We start from the raw sequence: 15,434 nt of genomic DNA, 5'->3' as shown, positions 1-15,434 counted from the left end.
GGGAATCAGTTGTTGATATTGATCTTGAAGGTGGACGTCGTGTTCTTGATGTCCTGGAAGTTGTTGCTGAACCGCAGGCCGTTGAACGTGACCTCACCGACCGCCGGACCCTGGCCCGCTTCCGGCATCTCGTTGGCCCACAACCCGAACCCGGACTTGGCGTCGAAGGCGTCGCCGCTCTTGCGCGCGCCCGAGATGCTCACGTTGGACAGCACCGTGTCCTGGAAGATGTTCTCGGCCGCACCGTTGTACTTGGTCTGGAACATGATGCCGCTGTACGTCGGGTCGATGATCTCGACGTCGTTCACCCGGATCCCGGTGTACTTCTTGGAAGCGGAGAACATCCAGATCGCGCCGAACGTCTGCGCGCCCCAGAAATGACCGCCGGAACGCACCAGCGTGAGTCCGCTGAACGTCGTCTGCTCCGGCCCGAAGTCCTCCATCGGGTAACCGAAGTCGAGCGAGCTGATCGTCACGGCGGAGTAGGTGAGCGTGTCCGCTACGTAGATGTTGCGGAAGGTGTTGAGCTTGCCGCCGTAGACCGCGAGTCCGGCCGCGCGCCAGGGGGTCAGCACCGAGAGGTTCTCGAAGACGTTGTTCTGCTGGCCGCTGCCACCGCCGTCGGTGGCGGCGAACAACGCGAACGCGTCGTCACCGGTCGACCGGGCCTCGATGTTCGCGATCCGGTTGCCCGCCGACCCGTTGGTCATGTTGAGGCCGTCCGCGTACATGTCGCGGATGCGGCTGTCCCTGATGACGTTGTTGTCGACGTTGTTGCCCCAGAACAGGCACATCATGTGCTCGACCCAGATGTTCTCGATGGTCATGTTCTGCACGCCGGCGAGGTCGAACACCTTGCCCGGCCCGTCGATGCGCGCGGTGTAGTTGCCGAACACGGCGAACCCGCTGAACGTCGACCCGCTCGCGGACGACTGCGCGGAGAAGCCGATGTCGGTGTTCTCCTGCGTGGGCGGGGCTTGGAACCGGGTGAACCAGGGACCGGCGCCGACCACGCGGATCGCCTTGCCGTAGACGGTGAACTTCTGCTGCGTCGGGTAGGTGCCCGCGGGCAGGTAGACGCCGATCAGGTTGCCCGTCGTGTCCATCCGGACGCGGTCGAGCGCATTCTGCACGTCCTGGTGGGAGAACCCGGCGGGCACGGCATAGCGTGCCGGGTCGGGGTTGCCCGCGGCCGTCACCCGTTCGAAGTTCACGAAGTCGATCGCGTAGTTCGTGGTGTTGGCCGCGTCCTTCTGCAGCTTGATCTTCGTGCCCGCCGGGAACGTCGAGTCGAGCATCACGTTCGCCTCGTCGTAGATGTGGCGCGGCCCGCCCGCTCCCGGTGAGTTGCCCGGTCCGGACTCGTTGCCGTAGAGCCACATGTACTTCGACGTCAGGTCGATGGCCTTGTGGAACTGGCCGTTGACGTAGACGTTGAGGTTCGACGTGATGCCGCCGCCACCGGAGCTGTCCGGAATGGAGAACCGGGTGACGAGGGTGTTGGCCGGGCCGGACGTCGTGAACTCGACCGACTGCCCGGTGGCGTTCAGCGTGACGGCGCGGCGACCGGACGCCTCACCGGCGAGGTCGCCGATCGTCCTGTTCGGACTCAGGACCTGCGCGCCGCCGCCGACGGCGGCGTCCTCGGCCTCGACGTGCTGCCACGGAACGCTGGCGCCACGGCCGATGAACAGCGACTGCTCGCTGGTGTTGTTGCCCTGCTTGGCAGGGATCTCGTTGCCGTCGTCGGCGATCGTCGTGCGGACCGTGTACCGGCCGTCGGCGGCCTGCCACGTGCCGACGTTGACCGCTGCGGTCGTCGCGCCCGCGTCGATCGTGCCGGTGTGGCTGCCGGTCAGGGTGCGGACGGTCTGGCCGTTGCTGCCGAGAATCGTGACCGTGATGCCGTGGCCACCGGCCGCCGAGGCGATGCCGCCCTGGTTCTTGATGGCGACGGTGAACGTGGTGTTCTGGCCGTTGGCGGGGTTGCTCGGCGACCAGGACGGCACGGCGACCAGGTCGGAGCTCGGGACCGGGCTCACCACGAGCCGGTCGGGGTGCAGGCGCGCGTTGTTGGTCTCGTTCTGCTCCGCCACCTTCTTGGTCTCGTCGACCTTGGCGGTGTATTCGTAGGAGCCCTCCGGACGGGCCGTGATCGTCGTGCCGACGTCCGCCTGCGCACCGGCCGCGAGGGCGCCGACCTGGGCCGTGCCGACGCTGGTGGTGCCGAGGAAGAACGTCACGTCGGTGGCGACGCTCGCGGCACTACCGGCGTTGCGGACGGTGGCGTTCAGCGTGATCTGGTCGGTCTCGACCGGGCTCGCCGGCGTGAACGACGTCGCGGTGACGGTGAGGTCGGGGTTCGGGGCAGGGGTGCCGAACACCTGGATCTCCGCCACCTGCGCACCGGGCGCGCCGGTGTTGGACGTGAACCGCAGCTGGACGTCGGCGACGCGCGCCGAGGCGTTGATCGTGATGCTGTTGCCGCTCGCCGGGTCGAAGCGGTAGTCGCGGCCCGCGACGAGGCTCGTGAACCCGGTGGCGTTCTGCTCGCGTCCGAGGACCTCGACGTTCTGCGTGCGGGCGCCCCAGATCGCGTCGGGGTTCAGCTTGACCGCGACCGAGCTGACGTCCGCGTTCGATCCCAGTTGGACGGTCAGCGTGCCGGGGAGGCCGTTGGACTCCCAGTAGGTGCCCAGGTTCGCGTCGTTGGCGTTGGCGGCGACGAAGTCGTGCACGTGGTTGTTCGCCGTGACGGGCCTGCCCTGGGCGAGGTTCGTGCCGGTGGCGCCTTCGCGGGTCACGGAGTCGCTGGCGGGGGACTGGTTGCCGGCCGCGTCCTTCGCGACGACGTGGTAGGTCACGCGCAGTCCGTCGGGCTGGCTGTCGGTGTAGGTCGTGCCGGTGACGGTGGTGCGCAGGCTGCCGTTGGCGAAGACGTCGTAGGCGGTGACGCCGACGTTGTCGGTGCTGCCGTTCCAGGTCAGCCGGATCTGCCCGGACTGCGGCTGGGTGAGCGCGAGGTTCGTCGGCGCGGACGGGGCCTGCGAGTCACCGCCCGTCGGGCCGTGCACCTCGAACTCGCTGAGCTGACCGGCGGGCCAGCCGGTGTTCGCGGTGATCCGCAACCGGACGTACCGCGTGGTGGCCGCGGTGAAGTCGATGGTGACGGTGCTGTTCGTGGCCGGGTTGAACTCGTAACCCCTGCTCGCCACGAGGTCCGTGAAGTTCTGGCCGTCCGTGCTGCCCTGGACGGCGAGGGTCTGGGTGCGGGCGCCCCAGTTCGCGGTCGGGAGCTTCAGCACGACCCGGTCGGCCTTGACCGCGGACCCGAGATCGGCCTGGATCCACTGCGGGAACGCGCTGTTCGCGCTCTCCCAGTACGTGCCCTGGTTGCCGTCACCGGCGTTGCCGGCACCGTAGTTCTGGTTGGTGCTGCTGGCGCTGAAGGTCGCCTGGAGGTTCGCGCTCACCGCCGCTTCGCGGACTTCGAGCTTGGCCGTGGTCCTGGTGGCGCGGACGTGCCGGACCAGTGTCGGGTCGACCTGGAACGTCACCCTGCCGCCGGAGAAGGTGTGTGGTCGTTCCGCGACCAGCGTCGACCAGCCTCTGCCGTCGAGGCTCGTCTGCACGGCGAAGGTCTCCGTGCCGTTCTTCGAGGCGGTGAGGGTGACCTGGTCGATCTTCGTCTGCTTGGCCAGGTCCAGGCTCACGGGCGAGGCCTGGGCGGCAGGGGCGATGACGAGCGTTGCCGCCGCGAGGGTCAGTGCGGTCAACGGGGCTAGCAGGGAGCGAGCGCGTGTCGTCGGTGACATGGCGTGCTTGGCCCTTCTCGGTGGGGACGCGAGGGGGTGTGGCGCGCCTCACCGTAGAAGTGACTAGCAGATTACCGCAATATCTCGACGTGATTGCGCAAATTTGCGACAGAGCCGTCAGAACAGGAAAGACGGCGGTTCGTCGGGTTATCCGAACGACCTCGCAGAGTACGCGAGTGCGGCCACCAGCGACGAGATGTCCTGCGATCGAGGAGGTTCGCCCCCGAACGGCCTGCACAAATTCATTCGATCTTGATTGTTCTGCTTGCGCTGGTTTGCTACGGGCTTGCGGGCCTTCCGCAAGGCTTGCGCAAGATTCACAGCTTCGCGAACAACCTTCTGGTTCGGTTCAGCAGATCCAGCCTGTGCACACGCTGGGTCGGCGAGTGGCATAGGGCGCCGTGGATGAGCGTGACGAGCCGAACGGTCCGTCTCGTCTGGTCTCCCGCGGCAGGACCAGTAGCCCGTCGAGGCGGTGGAACTCGGTGTCCAGGCCAGCCGAAGACGGCGTTGCCGCCCTGCAGGTGCGGCGGCGTCAGCGCCAGGTAGCAGACCTCGTCGCCCCACCACACCGGACCTCCCGCGTCGCCGGGCGGGGTGCGGGTGGGTGGCCGACCGTGGCCGGCGACCACCTCGTCTGTCAGTTCTCGCACGCGGGACCTCCTGGCTTGATCTCCAGTTAACTGCAGGTCTTACGGTCGCCGCCATGACGATTCTCGTGACAGGGGCGACCGGGAACGCCGGGCGTCACGTGGTGGCCGAACTGCTCGCATCGGGTCAGCGGGTCCGTGCTGTCACCAGGAACGCGGCCGCGGCGGACCTCCCGGCACAGGTGGAGGTCGTCGAGGGAGACCTGACCAGGCCGGAGACGATCCCGTTCGACGGCGTCACCGGCGTTCACGTGCTGTCGAACGCCGGCGACGACTACGCCGAGCTGCTCACCGGGCCGGAGTTGGTGCGCCGCGCGGAGGACGCCGGCGTCCGGCGGATCACGGTGCTGTGGAGCGGGTCGCGGAGTCCGATGGAGGAGGCGGTCACGGCCAGTTCGCTGGAGTGGACGGTGTTGCGGCCGACGGACTTCATGTCGAACTCGCTCGCCTGGGCCGAGTCGGTGCGCACGAAGGGGGAGGTGCGGGAGCCGTTCGCGTACTCGCGGAGTGCGCTCGTGCACGAAGGTGACATCGGCGCGGTTGCGGCCGCCGTGCTGGTGGGAGGTGGGCACGGCGGCCGGGCGTACGTGCTGACGGGGCCGGAGTCGCTGTCCGTACCGGAGCAGGTGGCGGCGATCAGTGCGGCGACCGGCCGCGAGATCCGCTACGTCGAGCAGTCGGAAGCAGAGGCACGCGAGGAGATGCTGGCGGCGGGGCGGCCTGCCGAGGTGGCCGACCTGCTGCTCGGGTGGAAGCGGGACATGCCCGCCGAGGGGTACACGGTGGTGTCGACGGTCGAGGACGTGCTGGGAAGGCCCGCGCGCTCGTTCGCCTCGTGGGCTCGCGAGCACGCGGGCGCCTTTCTCAGCGGAGCAGGTACGCGTTGACGATCGTCTGCTCCACGGTCTGGCCGCTGCCGGACGCCTTGGCGCGCAAGGAGACCGACTTGGCGTCGCGCGGGTGGGCGAGCAGCACGCGGTCGTTCGTGATGGGCGTGCGGCGCCAGGTGGTGCCGCCGTCGTAGGACACCTCGACGGACGTCACGCGCACCGAGTCCACCTGCGACTGGGTGGAGATCGGCACCGAGAGCATCTGGCCGGCGCGGCCGAAGCCGTCGTCGTCCAGCCGCGGGGTGAAGCGGATGACCGACAGCGGCAACGCGGTTCGCTCGGCCGTGGTGTCGCTGCGGAACGTCCAGACGCCGGACACCGTGGAGCTCAGCGCGGTGTCGCGGGTCGCGGACGTCTCCAGGCGGTAGGTCGCGGCGCCCGGCTCGACGTCGACCGCCGCCCAGCCGGCCTCGGCCGTCTCGGCCACCTTGGTCCTGTTGCGGTACAGCGTGGTCTTGGCCTCGGTCACCGGGCCGTAGCCCTCGTTGCCCGCGCTGTCGCCGTACAGCGGCACGGTGACCCGGACGAAGTCGCCGGTGCGGAACGAGTGCGGCACGTCCCGCCTCGCGGGCAGCGCCGGGCCGAATACCGCACGGTTGAACGGTTCCACGTAGGACTTGCCCGGCCGGTAGTGCTTGAGCGGGCCGGCCAGCGCGCCGATGTTGCCGCTTTCGTCGAACAGGTTGAACCTGCGCGACCAGTCGCCACCCTCGCCGCCGTAGTACTCGGTGCGCGGGCCGGGCGCCAGGTTGTCCAGCGAGCCGTAACCCCAGTCGGCGCGGCCTTCGGGCGCCGACGTGTGACCGATCGACGCGGTCTGGCCCGGCTTCAACGCCGGCATGTCGACCTTGACCGTCGCGAGGTCCCTCGCCGCGACCGTCCTGCTCAGGCCGTTCGGCGCGGATCCCTTGCGGTACCAGGCGAGTCCGTAGAAGTCCGGTCCAGCGGTCCAGAAGGTCGCGATCTTGCCGGTGACCTCGGGCGAGTCGGGGCCGAGGCTCGCGATGCCGAGGTGGTCGATCGCACCACCGACCGAGAAGTTGCCGATCGTGTAGGAGGTATCGCCGACGACCCGTTCGAAACCGGTCTGCAGCAACGACAACCGCGCGGCGACCGGGAGCCGCACCTGGATCGGCCCGGCTTTCCGCGCGTCGAGGTCGATCGTCGTCGTGCCGGAGACGGTCAGGTTCGGGTAGTTGATGACGTCGTGGGTGTAGCCGCCGGTCGACGACTGGACGCTGCCGGACAGGAGGTACCGGCCCTTGGCCACTCGGGCGACGCCGGTCGTGCTGTTCGGCCAGGCGCGGGCACCGGTGTCGACGTTGATCAGGTACGCGAACGTGGAACCCGCCTTGGCGCCGGACCTGTCGGTCCCGCTGACCGTGACGTCGTAGCTCTCCACCTCGAGGTCGGCGACGACGGCCGTGCGCAGGCCGCTCGCGACGACCGCGCCGCCGGCCACACCACCGGCCGGCTGCTTCGCGACGTCCGCGGTGACCGTGGCGGTCGCGGTGCCGCCCGCGGGGACCGTGAGCCTGGCGGGGGAGACGCTGAACAGGGTGCCGGTCGTCTCGGTGGACAGCTCGAGCGTGACGGGCTCCGAGCCTGCGTTGGAGTAGGTGATCTCCTTGGACAGCGCGGGTTCGCCGGTGTGCGGCCACTGGTGGGTGCCGAAGCTGATGCTGGCCGGGTTCGACGTGACGTTCTGCTTGATCAGCTTGGCGACGTCGACGCGGCCGGAGCCCTGTTCGAACGGCGTCAGCCCCTCGGTCGGCGTGGTGCTGCCGGTCAGCCGCGCCTTGAGCTGGGTGCCGTTCAGGCCCGGCTGCTGCTGGCGCAGGAGCGCCGCCGCGCCCGCGACGTGCGGGGTGGCCATCGAGGTGCCGTCGAGCGAGGTGTAGCCGTCGGCGACCGGCGCGCCGATGCGGCCGTCGGAGTGCAGGGCGGCGACGATGCCGACGCCGGGCGCGGTGAGGTCCGGCTTGAGCGTGCCGGACTTCGTCGGGCCGCGGCTCGAGAACGCCGCGATCCGGTTCTGCTCGTCGACCGCGCCGACGGTCAGTGCCGCGTCGGCGGAGCCCGGTGAGCCGACGGTGCTCGCGTTCGGCCCGCTGTTGCCGGCGGCGACGACGAACAGCGCGCCCTTCTCGGCGCTGAGGCGGCCGACCGCCTCCTCGAGCGGCTCGACGGCGGGCGTGTCGTAGCCGCCGAGGCTCATGTTGATGATCTGAGCGCCCTGCTCGACGGCCCACTCCATGCCGGCGATGATCCCGCTGTCCTGACCGGAACCGTTGTCGCCCAGCACCTTCACGTCGAGGATGCGCGCGTCCGGCGCCACCCCGCGGTACTTGCCGCCGCTCTTCGCGCCGGTGCCAGCGATGATCGACGCCACGTGCGTGCCGTGGCCGTAACGGTCGGCGGTGTCGGGGGAGCTCGAGAAGTTGCGCTCGCCGATCTCGCGGTCCGCGAGGTCCGGGTGGGTGTGGTCGACGCCGGTGTCGAGGACGGCGACCGTGACGCCCTCGCCGGTGAGGCCCGCGCTGTGGGCGGCCGGGGCGTTGATCTGGGCGACGCTGCGGTCGAGGTTCGCCCGGCGCCTGGCGTCGAGCCAGATCTTCTCGGCGCCGGACGCGGTCAGACCGCCGAGGAGCGGCGTCCTGGCGGCGTCGAACGCCACACCGTTGATGCTGCGGAGCCGGAGGCCGGACTGCGCGCCGAGGGTGCCTTCGGGGTAGGTGACGATCACCGGCAGTGCCCCGCCGTAGGTGGCGAGCTCGGTGACGTCGAAGAGCCGCTCGTCGAGGCGGCCGTCCGCGATCATCGGAATGGCGTCGTGCGGCACCACGTACTCGTGGCCCTGGGCGGTGTAGGTCGAGAACAGGACGCGCTCGCGGCCGGGGGCCGGCTTGACGGCCCGCTGCCCGGTGAGCACCTGGTCCCCGGTGATCAGCGTGACGGTGGGTGCCGGCGGCGCTGTCGCTCTGGGCGCAGCGGCATGGGACTGGCCGGCGGTGAGCAGGGCACCGGCCAGTACGACGACTCCGAGTACGCGCACCCGGTCCTCCGTAGGTCTGTGAGAGCGTTCTCACGGACCGTAGTGAGGTGCTCGCGGAGTGGCAAGGTCTATACCAATTTCCGGTACGTTCTACGCTTTCCGCCATGACGGGCCTGCGTGAACGCAAGAAGGCGGCGACCAGGGAGGCGCTGGGTGACGCCGCCCGCAGCCTGTGCGTGGAGCACGGCCTCGACCGGGTGACGGTGGACCAGATCGCGCGGGCGGCAGGCGTGTCGCTGCGGACGTTCTTCAACTACTTCTCGTCCAAGGAGGAAGCGGTCGTCGCGGGCGACACGGCCACGGCGACCGCGTTCGTGGACGAGTTCGCCGCGCGGCCGCCCGGCGAACCGGTGCTCGTCGCGTTGCGGGAGGCGCTGCACTCGATCCACCCGCAGCACGTCGACCTCGAACGGCTCCGCCAGCTGCGCGAGCTGCGCAGGCACCCGGCGCTGCTGCCGCACGTGCTCGCCGCCTACTCCGCGCGTGAGCAGGCGCTGGCCACGGCGATCGCGGCGCGCTGCGGGGCCGACCCCCAGCTGGACCCCTATCCGGCGGTGACGGCGTCGGCGATCCTCGCGTCGATCCGCGCGGTCCTGCAGTGGTGGCTGGACACACCCCAGGCCTCGGAGCGGTACACGGCGGCCGAGCTGGTCAATCGGATGATCGACCAGCTCGGCACCGGGTTCACCAGGTGACCGCGTTCACCACGTGACAGGGAGCTTGTGCACGCCGTAGATCGCCATGTCGGTGCGCAGCGGCACCTCGTCCGCGGGCACGGCGAGCTTGAGCGCCGGCAGCCTGCGCAGCAGCTCGGTGAAGCCGATCGCCATCTCCACCCGCGCCAGCTGCTGGCCCAGGCACTGGTGGATGCCGTGCCCGAACGCCACGTGGTGGCCACGCGGCCGGTCGAGCAGCAGGGCGTGCGGGTCGTCGTACTCGCGCTCGTCGCGGTTCACCGCCGGCACCGACACCACGACCGTCTCGCCGACGCGGATGGTGACGCCGCCGATCTCGACGTCCTTCGTGGCATGCCGTGAGACGCCCATGCCGATGATCGACAGGTAGCGCATCAGCTCCTCGACCGCGTTCTCGGCCAGCTCCGGGTCCGCCCGCAGCTTCTCGAACTCCTCGGGGTGCTCCAGCAGCGCGAACGTGCCGAGTCCCAGCATGTTCGCCGTGGTCTCGTGGCCCGCGACGAGCAGCAGGTTCGCGATACCGACGAGCTCGTCCGTGTTGAGGTCGGTGTCGCGCACGAGCCCGGACAACAGGTCGCCGCCGGGGTTCTGCTGCTTCTCACGGACGAGCTGCCGGATGAACAGGCGCAGCTCGGTGCCGTACTTGATCTGCTCGTCGATCGTGGTGGTGAGGTTGAGCAGCTTGGACGTGCGGAGCTGGAACTCGTCGCGGTCGCCGTAGTCGACACCCAGCAGCTCGCAGATCACCAGCGACGGCACCGGCAGCGCGAAGTCGTGCACGAGATCGGCCGGCGGTCCCTTCTCGATCATCGCGTCGAGCTGGGCGGTGACGATCTCGTGCACGCGCGGGGTGAGGTCGCGCATCCGCCGCACGGTGAACTGGCCGGTCAGCATCCGGCGGTAGCGGGTGTGCTCGGGCGGGTCCATGAAGACGAACGCCCCGGCCCGGCGCTCCGGCGGGAACAGCTCGGCGTGCAGCTCGGGAGAGATCAGGGCCCTGGCGCGCGGGCTGTTGTTCCGGTCCGCGCTCATCTGCGGCGCGGCCAGCACCGCCCGCGCCTCGTCGTGCCCGGTGACGAGCCAGACGGTGTCACCGTTGTGCTCGATCTTGTGGATCTGCCCGTGCCCGCTCAACTCGGTCAGCCGGGTGGCCGGGTCGAACGGGCATCCGTCGCGCGCGGTGAGTTCGGCGGGCAGCTGTGGACGGATGAGCTCCTGAACGCTGCGCTGCCGCTCGGCCGTGGTCATGGCCTCTCCCTATCTGACCTGGTGTGACCAGGTCCTTGCTCGGGGTCACCTCCACGCTACCGAAACTTGCGCATCGTGCAAGATTTTTAACGGTTCTTCAGACCGCGAACACCTGGGCGTCGTCCGCGAAGGCCTTGAACTCGAGCGCGTTGCCCGCCGGGTCCAGCAGGAACATCGTCCACTGCTCGCCGGGCTCGCCCTTGAACCGCACGTACGGCTCGATGACGAACTTCGTGCCGGCGTTCGTCAGCTTCTCCGCCAGCACCTGGAACTCGTCGACGGTCAGGACCAGGCCGAAGTGGGGGACCGGCACGTCGTGGCCGTCGACGGGGTTGCTCACGCGCTCGGTCCGCGGCGCCAGGTGGGTGACGAACTGGTGGCCGTGGAGGTTCCAGTCGATCCAGGTGTCGGAGTTGCGGCCCTGCTCGAGGCCGAGCGTCACGCCGTAGAAGCGGCGGGCGGCGGCAAGGTCGTCGACGGGCATGGCGAGGTGGAAACGCGGGATGGAAGGCATGTAGGAATGTTAACATTCCTACAAGATGTCATCTCGTTAACATAAGTCACATGACAGTGGGACCGGCGCGGCGCCGAGGTCTGGGCGACGAGGTCGCGGACATGATCCGCGAGGCGATCTTCGACGGCGGCTATCCGCCGGGCAGTGCGCTGCGCGAGGTGGAACTGGCCGAGGCCCTGCAGGTGAGCCGCGGGCCGGTCCGCGACGCATTGCGCTCACTCGAACGCGAGGGCCTCGTGCGCGCCGAGTGGCACCGGGGCGCCACCGTGGCCGTGCTCTCCGTGCAGGACGTCGCCGAACTGGACAGCCTGCGCGGCGCCCTGGAGGTCCTGGCCGTCCAGCGCGTCGTGGCGACGAACGCGTCCCTGGACGCCATCGCGGCGGCCGCCGCCCAGATGGAGCGAGCCTCGACGCCGCACGAGATGGTGCGCTGCGACATCGCGTTCCACGACGCCGTGTACGCCGCCGCCGGTCACTCGCGGCTGGCGCAGGCCTGGGAGGCGATCCGGTCGCAGGTGCACCTGTTCCTGATCACTCGGGTCCAGGTGAGCACGGACGGCTACCTGGAGCAGATCCGGGAGGAGCACCGGGACCTGGTGGCGGCGCTTCGGCTGGGCAACGTGGAGGGGGCGCTGAAGTTGTTCGCGGAGCACCGCCGGCACGCGTTCGACTTGCTGAGTTCTGGTTCCTGACGGGCGCGCGTTCGACCTGCTCAACTCACGGCCCCTGACCGTGGGGAGGCCGACCCGCCGACGCCGTCGGAGTGTCGGCCGTCGGCTCACGTGCGGCTCACGGCTGCGCGCCGCAAGGCCTCGGCGGCGATCAGCGGCAGTTCGACCAGCCCACGGAGCGCTCGTTCACCGGCTTCTCCTACCCCAGCCGATACCGCACCCCCGCACGATCGCGTGGATTCACTGGGCCGAAGAGGTGATGACGACGATCAAAGCCCCACAACCGCTCCTACGCTCGGCGGCGTGGACCTGCAAGCACTGAAGTACGAGGGCGACCCGCTCGCCGACGCCGTGATCGCGCACCTGATCGAGACCGGCAGCCTCAACGAGGTGAACCAGGTGCTCGCGGAGTTCCGCGGCAACGACGAGCCCATCCCGGAGAACCTGCCCCCGATCGTCCGCGACTACCTCATCGCCACCGACACCCCGCCGGAGTGGATGGACGAGGAACGCGTCGCCCGCGCCCACGAGTTCTTCATCGACGACGGCGTGCACGTGGCGTCGGTGTTGTCGTTCGGCGCGATGGTCAACTGCTACGCGCAACCGCGGCCCTCCAAGGTCCTCACGCTGACGCACCGGTTGAACCAGCCGCACCGCAGGCTGTCGGAGACGTCGCAGTTCGTGCTGAACATGATGGCGCCCAACGCTTTTGGTCTGAACGGCTCGTTCGTCCCGACGGTCCAGAAGACGCGGCTGATCCACGCGGCGGTACGCTACTTCGTCGGCCGCTCACCCGAGTGGGACCACGACGCGGACGGTGTTCCGGTGTGCCAGCAGGACCTGCTCGGCGCGATGCTGATCTTCTCCGTGCAGGTCGTCGAGGGGATGCGGCGCATCGGCGTCTCGGTGACCGACGTCGAGGCGGAGGACTACTACCACGTCTGGCGCGTCGCCGGTGCGGTGCTCGGCATCCGCGCGGACGCCATGCCGGAGACGTTCGGCGAGGCCGAGGAGCTCAGCCGGAGCATGGTGCGGGCGTCCTACGCGCCGTCCGCGGAAGGTGTCGAGCTGACCAGGAACCTCGTCGAGCTGTACGAGAAGTTCGTGCCTGGCAAGGCTTTCGACGGTGTGGTGGCGGCGATGGTGCGCCAGGTGGTCGACGCGGAGGTCGCGGACTGGCTGGAGGTCCCGCACTCGAAGGGCTGGACGCGCGCGGTCGGGGCCGGTGCGAAGGTCATGCGGGCCTTCGAACGTGGCGAGGACGGCAGCCGGGTCGCCCGCGCGGTGCTGGACAAGGCCGGTGACCTGCTGCTCGGCGCCAGTGTCCGCACCCTCACGGACGGGCAGTCGACCACACTGACCGTGCCGGCCTGTCTGAGGCGTTAGGACGCGGCAAGCCGCCGTCGCAAAGGTGTTCACTCGCCAAGTACGAGCCCTGAGTGGCGTTAGAGCCAGCCGTGCTCCTGCGCCAGCCCGAACGCCTCGGCGCGGCCGGCGACACCGAGCTTGGCGACGGCGGCGGACAGGTGGTTGCGCACGGTCCCGGCGGACAACGAGGTGCGCGCGGCGATCTCGGCGACCGGCGTGCCGAACTCGCTGAGCCGCAACACTTCCAGCTCGCGCCGCGTCAGCGGGCACGGGGGAGCGGCCAGGGCGTCGGCGGCCAGGGCCGGGTCCACCCAGCGGCCGCCCGAGTGGACGCGGCGGATCACGTCGGCCAGCGTCCCGCCGGGCGATCCCTTGGGCAGGAAGCCCTTCGCGCCCGCGTGCAGGGCCTGTTGCAGGTGCGGCGGCCGGCCCCGCCCGGTCAGGACCACGACCGCGCACGACGGCAGCACGCGCGCCAGTTCCTCGGTCACCTCCAGGCCGTCCAGTTCGGGCATCTGCAGGTCCACCACGGCCACGTCCGGGCGGTGCGCCCGCGCGGCCTCGACGGCGGCCCTGCCGTCACCGGCGCGGGCCACCACCTCGAGGTCCGGTTCGAGGTCGAGCAGTGCCGCGAGGGCGTCGCGGATCAGCTCCTCGTCGTCGGCCAGCAGCACCCTGATCACGCGGGCACCACGACCTGCAGGGTGAACACGTCGCCGGACTTCTCCGCCGACACCCGGCCGCCCACGGCCACGAGCCGCTCACGGAGGCCCCGGAGCCCGTTGCCCTCGCCCGCGGGTTTCCCGGTGCCGTCGTTGGTGACGGTCATCCGCACCTCCTCCTCGGCGACAGCGACGTCGATCATGCACCACGTCGCGTGGCTGTGCCGCAACACGTTCGTGCACGCCTCCCGCAACGCCAGCGCGAGTTGCGTGGCGCGCTCGCCGTGCACCGGCACGTCGGAGATCGTGCAGCGGATCCCGGCCTCCCGCAGCACGTCGCGCACCGCCTCCAGCTGTTCGGGCAGGTTCACCGCGCGGTAGCCGTGCACCGCGTCCCGTACTTCCTCCAGTGCCGACGACGCGAGCCGTTGTGCCTCGAACGCCTCCGCGGCCGACCTCTCCGGGTCACTCGCGGCGAGCCGGCCCGCCAGTTCGGACTTCAGCGCGATCACGGTCAGCCGGTGGCCCAGCAGGTCGTGCACGTCGCGGGCGAACCGCAGCCGCTCCTCGCTCACCGCGAGCTCCGCCTGCGCCTCGCGCCCGGCCCTGGCCTGGGCGAGCAGGCCCGCGAACCACATCGGCAGGCCGCCCATCGCGATGATCGTCGCTCCGAGCGAGGCCGCGATCATCTGGTACGTCGTGTGGTCGCGGGTGACGAAGAACCCGACCAGCCCGGCCAGCACGACCGCGCCGATAGCCGCGAGCCACCGCCAGACGCCGGTCAGCAGCAGCGGCGCGAACCCGGCCGCCGCGCCGCCGATCCACGCCCACGTGAACAGCTCGTCCGGGCCGACCGGCGCGACCAGCGGAATCGTCGCCAGCGTCGCGGCCACGAGCACCCACAGCGGCCCGCCCCGCAGCGTCAGCGCGTACGCCACGGCCAGCACCAGCAGGCCCAGCACCCCGAGCCAGCGGGTGGCCGAGGGCTCGCGCAACACCGCGATCAGCGGCACGGCGAGCGAGCTCACCCACAGCACGTGCAGGGTGCCTCGCAGCGCGGTGTGCGGAAGATCGTTCATCGCCATCAGCCTAGAACCACATCAGCAGGATCGTGACGGCAATGACCAGGTCGAACACGCCGCAGAACTCCGACCACCAGCGCGGCACGACGGCGTTGCGGACGTGGTGCACGAGGTCCCACACGGCGTGCGCGCCCCACCCGAGTGCGATCAGCAACACCCCGGCCTGGGGCGACACCACGACCACCGCCGAGGCCAGGACCGCGTACAGGCCGAACACGACGAGCTGCACCCGTGGTGCCTTCCGGCCCCAGAACAGGTACGCCGCCTGGCACAGCAGCAGGGTCCACACCGGGGGCACGAGCGGGGCCTGCCAGAAGTCGAACGACGCCGTCAGCGCGATCACGGCCGGCCAGCGGTCGCCCAGCGCCCTGACCACCGGGTTCGTGCTCGGCGTCCCGTGCTCGTGCCGGTAGCGGATCAGCACCGCGGCCATCGCGGGCAGCATCAGCAGGTGCCCGCCCATCTCGACCGCGCCGCCGTCGAGCAGCCCGAACCAGTACGGCACCAGCAACGCCAAATACGGCACGAACATCGCCGCGCACATCTCGAAGATCCGGCCGTGGCCGCGGTAGCGCATCCACAACGCCATCGGCACGGACATCGCCACCGCCATCCACAGGGCGGCGACCTCGACGCGCTCAGGCGCCCACAACGCCCCGAGCAGCTCCATCCCGATCAACATCGCCACGAGCATCTCGGCTCCGTGGCGCACCAGCGGCCTCACGGCCGGCGAAATCGCAGTTGTCATGCATCGAGAATCGGCGGAAGGCCAGGCAAGACCCAT

11 protein-coding genes are annotated in these 15,434 nt (G+C 70.0%); 4 read left to right on the top strand and 7 right to left on the bottom strand.

Annotation, left to right across the window (positions count from 1 at the left end; genetic code table 11):
- Positions 1-5 precede the first annotated feature (5 nt).
- Complete coding sequence (locus tag ACRSBM_RS20045; protein ID WP_434445145.1) at positions 6-3,776, bottom strand: discoidin domain-containing protein; 3,771 nt, start codon at positions 3,774-3,776, stop codon at positions 6-8.
- A 745-nt stretch (positions 3,777-4,521) separates the two neighbouring features.
- Here ACRSBM_RS20045 and ACRSBM_RS20040 point away from each other — a divergent pair.
- Positions 4,522-5,352, top strand: a complete 831-nt coding sequence (locus tag ACRSBM_RS20040) for an NmrA family NAD(P)-binding protein (protein ID WP_434445144.1) — start codon at positions 4,522-4,524, stop codon at positions 5,350-5,352.
- On the opposite strand, the gene ACRSBM_RS20035 is transcribed toward ACRSBM_RS20040, so the two are convergent.
- A complete protein-coding gene (locus tag ACRSBM_RS20035) occupies positions 5,330-8,410 on the bottom strand; it encodes a S8 family peptidase (RefSeq protein WP_434445143.1) in 3,081 nt (1,026 codons plus the stop codon). The genes ACRSBM_RS20040 and ACRSBM_RS20035 overlap by 23 nt on opposite strands.
- Positions 8,411-8,514: 104 nt before the next feature.
- On the opposite strand from ACRSBM_RS20035, the gene ACRSBM_RS20030 reads away from it, so the two are divergent.
- Positions 8,515-9,105, top strand: coding sequence for a TetR/AcrR family transcriptional regulator (locus ACRSBM_RS20030; protein ID WP_434445142.1), 591 nt, complete (start codon positions 8,515-8,517; stop codon positions 9,103-9,105).
- 6 nt (positions 9,106-9,111) lie between these two features.
- Here ACRSBM_RS20030 and ACRSBM_RS20025 read toward each other — a convergent pair whose 3' ends face one another.
- Positions 9,112-10,353 carry a cytochrome P450 gene (locus tag ACRSBM_RS20025; RefSeq protein WP_434445140.1) on the bottom strand — a complete coding sequence of 414 codons (1,242 nt, stop codon included), beginning with the start codon at positions 10,351-10,353 and terminating at the stop codon, positions 9,112-9,114.
- Between the two features lie 97 nt (positions 10,354-10,450).
- Positions 10,451-10,867, bottom strand: coding sequence for a VOC family protein (locus ACRSBM_RS20020; protein WP_434445139.1), 417 nt, complete (start codon positions 10,865-10,867; stop codon positions 10,451-10,453).
- 50 nt (positions 10,868-10,917) lie between these two features.
- Between ACRSBM_RS20020 and ACRSBM_RS20015 the strand changes: the two genes are divergently transcribed.
- Both ACRSBM_RS20015 and ACRSBM_RS20010 read left to right on the top strand, forming a co-directional pair.
- A complete protein-coding gene (locus ACRSBM_RS20015; protein ID WP_434445138.1) occupies positions 10,918-11,559 on the top strand; it encodes a GntR family transcriptional regulator in 642 nt (213 codons plus the stop codon).
- A 282-nt stretch (positions 11,560-11,841) separates the two neighbouring features.
- Entirely contained in the window at positions 11,842-12,924 is a 1,083-nt protein-coding gene (locus tag ACRSBM_RS20010) for an oxygenase MpaB family protein (protein ID WP_434445137.1), read from the top strand.
- A gap of 59 nt (positions 12,925-12,983) precedes the next feature.
- Here the strand turns inward: ACRSBM_RS20010 and ACRSBM_RS20005 are convergent, their stop codons facing one another.
- The 3 genes from ACRSBM_RS20005 to ACRSBM_RS19995 are packed head-to-tail and all read right to left on the bottom strand — an operon-like array spanning position 12,984 to position 15,398.
- The gene (locus ACRSBM_RS20005; RefSeq protein ID WP_434445136.1) at positions 12,984-13,589 is read right to left on the bottom strand and encodes a response regulator; all 606 of its coding nucleotides are present in this window, start codon (positions 13,587-13,589) and stop codon (positions 12,984-12,986) included.
- A complete protein-coding gene (locus tag ACRSBM_RS20000; protein ID WP_434445135.1) occupies positions 13,586-14,647 on the bottom strand; it encodes a sensor histidine kinase in 1,062 nt (353 codons plus the stop codon). The genes ACRSBM_RS20005 and ACRSBM_RS20000 overlap by 4 nt, the downstream gene beginning before the upstream one ends.
- A 10-nt stretch (positions 14,648-14,657) precedes the next feature.
- A complete protein-coding gene (locus tag ACRSBM_RS19995) occupies positions 14,658-15,398 on the bottom strand; it encodes a hypothetical protein (protein WP_434445134.1) in 741 nt (246 codons plus the stop codon).
- Between the last annotated feature and the right edge of the window lie 36 nt (positions 15,399-15,434).

The sequence above is a fragment of the Lentzea xerophila genome (genome assembly GCF_051094245.1).
Taxonomy (GTDB): domain Bacteria; phylum Actinomycetota; class Actinomycetes; order Mycobacteriales; family Pseudonocardiaceae; genus Lentzea; species Lentzea xerophila.
This window is presented reverse-complemented; position numbering and strand designations above follow the sequence as displayed.

Excerpts from the sequence above, each read along its gene's own strand:
- ACRSBM_RS19995 (WP_434445134.1), bottom strand. The coding sequence starts at position 15,398 with ATGACAACTGCGATTTCGCCGGCCGTGAGGCCGCTGGTGCGCCACGGA.
- ACRSBM_RS20000 (WP_434445135.1), bottom strand. The coding sequence starts at position 14,647 with ATGAACGATCTTCCGCACACCGCGCTGCGAGGCACCCTGCACGTGCTG.
- ACRSBM_RS20040 (WP_434445144.1), top strand. The coding sequence starts at position 4,522 with ATGACGATTCTCGTGACAGGGGCGACCGGGAACGCCGGGCGTCACGTG.
- ACRSBM_RS20020 (WP_434445139.1), bottom strand. The coding sequence starts at position 10,867 with ATGCCTTCCATCCCGCGTTTCCACCTCGCCATGCCCGTCGACGACCTT.
- ACRSBM_RS20015 (WP_434445138.1), top strand. The coding sequence starts at position 10,918 with ATGACAGTGGGACCGGCGCGGCGCCGAGGTCTGGGCGACGAGGTCGCG.
- ACRSBM_RS20025 (WP_434445140.1), bottom strand. The coding sequence starts at position 10,353 with ATGACCACGGCCGAGCGGCAGCGCAGCGTTCAGGAGCTCATCCGTCCA.
- ACRSBM_RS20030 (WP_434445142.1), top strand. The coding sequence starts at position 8,515 with ATGACGGGCCTGCGTGAACGCAAGAAGGCGGCGACCAGGGAGGCGCTG.